Source organism: Mucilaginibacter sp. (genome assembly GCF_039207105.1).
Classification (GTDB): Bacteria; Bacteroidota; Bacteroidia; order Sphingobacteriales; family Sphingobacteriaceae; genus Mucilaginibacter.
In genome coordinates, this window is record NZ_JBCECK010000234.1 from 1 (window position 1) to 5585 (window position 5585).

The following is a 5585-nucleotide window of genomic DNA, read 5'->3' on the forward strand; positions in this document are numbered from 1 at the left end:
TTGGACTAAAATTCGGCGCTTATGAAATAGGCCCATCTATTAAATATTTTATGGATAAAAATACCGCGCTTGAGGGTATATTAGGTATACGTGATCACGGTGTTGTACTAACCGGTTTATACGAGATACATCAACCAGCTTTTAACGTTGATAAACTAAACTTTTATTATGGCTTTGGTGGTCACCTGGGTTCAGTAGGCAGTGGCTTTTACAAACGTATTGGCGGCGATGATGAATATTATAACGGCAAGCACATTTTAATTGGTGCCGATGCTACCCTGGGTTTAGAGTACACCATACCTAACGCCCCGATAGCCATAAGCCTTGACCTTAACCCGCGCCTTGAACTGGCCAGAGGGCCGTTTTTTGACCTCGCGCCTGGCCTCGGCTTGAAATATACTTTTTAGATTTCTGTAAAGAACACATAAACATAAAAGGCTCCCGTTGGGAGCCTTTTATGTTTTCACGCTATTTGTTGATGATTATCTTGCGGGCATATATCTTTTGCCCCATTAATAATTTCAAGATATACACTCCGGGTATTTGTCCCGAAACATTAATAACGGTGCTGTAGTTTCCTTCAGGCGGGCTTTGCTTATCCTGATATACCGTTTGTCCGGCTGAGTTAACCAATGATAGTTTTAAATCGGATGCCGCTTTGGCAACAAACACCACATTAAGCTGGTTGTTTGCCGGAACCGGGAACACTGTTAAACCAATATCAGTATCATTACCAGGATTTGCAACCGTACGTGCATATCTGTACACATCAGACAAAGCTATACAACCGCTGGCCAGCGTGTCGGCTACCTGGTAATCGCCACTTTGCAGGGGGTCATACTTAGCAGCTGTAGCTCCATTTATAGGTTTACCATTTAGCCACCATTGATTTCCGGCTGCAAAATTAGAATTCAGCGTATTGCCCGCTTGCGTAATAACAGGTTTACTAATACTTACCGCCTGCCGCTGGGCTGATGAACAGCCCAGGCTTTGCACCTGCATATCATAAAAATAGTAGTAAAAATTCTTGTAATAAGTGGTATCCGCAGGGTTATCAGATTCAGCGTTATTACCGATTATACTAAACACATTACCTATACTAAATGGATACCCCTTAACCCCACCATTACTACGATAAATGGAAGCTGAGGCATCAAACTCGGCCGATATGGTATAATCACCCGCTGCTGGTAATTGCAGATTAAGATCGTACACTTTTCCCTGATCATTAGGGTCGTCCGGTTGTTCGCCCGCAAGCGGCGTGGTACGTGTAGCCTGGGCGTTAATGGTAGTAGTTGATATCGTTTGTCCGTTACTGTTATTTACATTAAAGGTTATTTTGCCGGCATTGCCAATATATAAACGGGCGCTTTTAATCAACATCGGTATTTTGGTACTCACGTTCACCGCGGGTGTAAACTGGTTATATCCGCCTGCTGTAAACGCGTTTTTTGTAGCAGGCCCTACCGATCCTTTGAAATCATTAATGCCTGCATAGTATGCATTATTTACCGGGGCCTGAGCTGTAAATGCCGGCGAGCCGTACGCAATTGGAATAGCATCCGTACTGTTTTTATACCAAAGTAATGTACCATCGCCGGTACCCGACAGCAAATATTGTTTAGTATCTGTACAGTAATAGGCATTAAGCGCGCCTATTGCCGCGGGGCTATTGATCAATACGGTTGCCGTTATACTATTATTGGCTGCAACCGGATCGCTGGCCAGGTTGCTGGTGGCTGTTATAGTATAAGTAGCACTCGGCAGCGCGTTAAACTCCTGGCTAAAGGTAAAATCATCCTCGGCCAGGGGCGCCAATGTGCCGGTATAAGTCTCGGTGTAAGTGGTTTTCGTATTATCTGGCGCGGTAATCGTAACCGTAACCGGGATATTGCTGATATTGGCGCTGCCGAAATTTTTAAGCCGGATAGTAACCGGTGTGCCTGCCGAACACGTGCCATTTGACGCGGGGCTAACAATGGCCACCACCCCGGCATCAATACTGGTTTGTAAAAACTGAACCCGGTAGTCCTGGGTTTCTCCTTTGTTGTAAGTTCCGCAAGCTTTTATACTCGCTGTATCGCTTGTTTCGTTGAGTACTACCCGCATTAAACTATAATTACCAGGGATAACTGAAGCGGGCACTTTAATATTGACTGTAGCTGTACCAGTGGTATTAATTACATTGGTAGTCGCGGCCAGTTCATTATTATCAAAAACACCGTTGCCATTCCAATCGATAAATACTTTAGCGGCCTTATTAAAATTGTTGCCACATGTGCCTAATGTAATGCTCATAGGATAGATTTTATCCTGTTCCAGTTGAACGGTAAGGTTGGTATAGTCAGAATAGCTTTTACAACCTGCTGCCGGGGTATTATTGATGTTAGATAACTTTATATTATCAATACGCGAATCGGCATTTGACAGCGGAGCCGAAGCACAATAAGCAGTACCACCAGCACCGGTAACAATAAGCGAATACGCCTGAGCCCCCGATTGTAAAGTACCTTTGTGCGAAACCGTTATGGTATAACTTTTACCGGGTGTGGTATTAGGGATATAAACCTGTTCAATATTATCGCGAATGTTATTACCCGTTGTCGCCGGGGCAGCCGGGGCATCGGGGTTTAAAACCCAGGCATTATAGGTGGTGGTACCATCGCTTACTTTAATATCCAGATCATTAACCAACTTTGGCGCACGGCTGTTGATAGTGCCATCAGGGGTAATTGAGCCCTCAGGATCAGTCCACGATATGGTAGCCGCCAGTACATCGTTACCCGACGCCACTACATTAAAAGTTTGCGTTTGGCCCTGCTGCAGGGTATTTTCTTTGATCAGGCTTTTAATTCCATTATCGGTAATAGCCTGCGCCGCCTTTTGGGTATTCAATAAGCCCCAGCCATAAATATAATCGGGGCCAACATTACCTGCGTCGAAAGCGGTTTGGCATACAAGCCCCTTTAATGTGGCAGCCAGCATAAATGCCCCATTGTTTTTCTGCGCATAGTACTCCTGCAACAAATATAATGAACCGGTGATATTAGGTGCCGCCATTGATGTGCCAGACAGGGTAAGGTACGATGTTGGATTTTCTACCCCAACAGATAATACATTTACGCCATTACCTACAATATCCGGCTTAATACGACCGTCATCAGTAGGCCCCCATCCGCTAAAATAGGCTACGCTTATATCCTGTCGTGTTTTTGGCCCAAAGGGTAAGGGGTTTACAGCGCCAACCGTAAGTATATTTTTGGCGTTACCCGTGGTGCTTATAATATCGTACCCGCCGTTATTACTTATACCGGCAGGCCTCGCGCCTTTGCTAACTATAGTTTGATCTGTCCTGCTCTGATACCCGTAATAAATTTCGCCTACTGCCGGGCCATTACTTGAACGGCTGTTTCCAGCCGATTCAACAATCAGGTAATAGGGCGCGTTATGGGCAATTTTATCCCAGGACTGCGCACGGGTATCATAAAAGCCAAAAGTATAATCAACCGAGTCACCGGGTAAACCATACCATTCCCAACGGTTTTGCGAATCATTAAAATTCCAGCCGGCCTCATCACCGTAAGAGTGGTTAGATAACAACAAGCCCGATGCGGCGGCACTCATTTCGGTTATATCATTATCAAAATCGTACGATTGCAGGGTAGCCGCGTTAAAGGCCATACCCTTTGCCGGAGCATAAACACCCTTAGCAATCATGGTACCAGCCACATGTGTGCTATGATCAAGTACTGAGCCGTTATCCTTAATGGTGATGCTTTTACCTGCAAACTCCTGGTGGGCGGTGTATACCGAACCGCCATCCCATATGGCTAATTTATTATTTAGAAATGTACTGGAACCCGATAAGTTCAGGCCAAGCGCTCCACCGGGTTGTATAGCATTGGTTGATGTAGTGGCCGCAGATATCGCATTATTATGAGTGATCAGATACACCGGGAACCCCATTTTATTTAAACCCTGTAACTTTATCAGGTTGCCATTTTTGGTGCGCCGCTGTATTTGCCAGCCTTTACTTACCGCAAGCGCCAAAGCCTGTTGATGGCTTGCACTGAACGTATTTTTATACTGAGCCGAAAAACTGGCCAGTGCGGCACGCTTTGCCTCTGTCACTAAAGGTTGCTGGGCAAACGTTCGGGCTGCTGTACACAGCAATAAAAAGCATATGCAAACTGCTGCGTAAGGCTTATTCATGGGGACTTAATAACAGGCATTTTTTGCCCCTTAAATCTATAAATATTCCCTTACTTATTAAAGCATAAGCAGTAAACTGTTACAGAAGTGATTAGGAGGCACCTACGGAGCCATCTGCAAATTGGCCTTAAGCTATTAACACGTGACTCCGTTGGAGTCCGGAAATAAAAGCATTATAGTTCCAGAGGAACGGCCTGTTTATAGCTGATATATCCCTATTTATTGGCTCCTGCGGAGCCTCCTATTTTAAAAATGATCCCTGATTAAACAATTCTATTTGGCACGCAGCGGTATCAATTATGAAAGATATTTACCTACAATAGGCATCCTACGACCCATACCGAAAGCCTTAGGCGATACCCTGAGAATAGGCGGTGTTTGATAACGCTTGTGTTCGGCCAGATTAATGAGCCTGATCACCCGGCGAACGGTTTGCTCGTCGTAACCCATTTTAATGATCTCAGCCGATGAACAACGGTTCTCAATATATTCTGCCAGTATTTTATCAAGCACATCGTATTCAGGCAGCGAATCGGTATCTTTTTGATCGGGCCTTAGCTCTGCCGATGGTGGTTTTATGATAGAATTGATTGGGATGATCTCCTGATCGCGGTTAATGTATCTTGCCAGCTCAAATACTTGTGTTTTGTATACATCGCCAATTACGGATATACCACCACACATATCGCCATATAAGGTTCCGTAGCCAACGGCAGCTTCGCTCTTATTACTGGTATTCAGCAAAATATAGCCAAACTTATTACACATGGCCATCAGCAAAATGGCCCTGCTGCGCGATTGTATATTCTCTTCGGCTATGTTAAACGGCAGGTTATTAAATTGCGGATGCAGCGAAGTTTCAATAGCCTCGGTAATATGTTTAATAGGAATAACCTCGCTTTTGCAACCCAGGTTTTTCACCAGGTCTTCTGCATCTTTTAAAGAGTGATCACTTGAAAAACGCGAAGGTAGTAATACCGCCATCACATTTTCGGCCCCCAAGGCCTCTGCAGCCAGCGCGCAAACCACAGCCGAATCAATACCCCCAGACAAGCCAAGTATAGCCTGCTTAAAGCCAGATTTATAAAAATAATCGCGGATGCCCAATATAACACCCTGGTGTATCTGCTCAATATCACTTGGACGCTCAACCTTCAGTGTTGTTGGATGCTCAAAATTTACAGAAGCATCATCATTTAAAGTATAATAAGCCAGGCTTTCTTCAAAGTATGGCATTTCGTCAATCAGCTCGCCAGTGTTATCAAACACTAATGATCCACCATCAAATATCAGCTCGGTTTGCGCGCCAACATGGTTTACATAAAATAACGGCAAATGGTAACGGCTGGCATTATCTTTTAAAATGGCTATGC

General features: G+C 44.6%; 3 protein-coding genes. 1 reads left to right on the forward strand and 2 read right to left on the reverse strand.

Features of this window, described 5'->3' with window-relative positions:
- A partial coding sequence (locus tag AAGC65_RS24480) for a hypothetical protein (protein ID WP_343115090.1) occupies nt 1-407 on the forward strand: 407 nt, incomplete at its 5' end.
- 61 nt (nt 408-468) lie between these two features.
- On the opposite strand, the gene AAGC65_RS24485 is transcribed toward AAGC65_RS24480, so the two are convergent.
- Nucleotides 469-4212, reverse strand: a complete 3744-nt coding sequence (locus AAGC65_RS24485; protein WP_343115091.1) for a S8 family serine peptidase — start codon at nt 4210-4212, stop codon at nt 469-471.
- Between the two features lie 297 nt (nt 4213-4509).
- Nucleotides 4510-5585: NAD+ synthase (locus AAGC65_RS24490; RefSeq protein WP_343115092.1), on the reverse strand; the 1076-nt coding region annotated here is incomplete at its 5' end.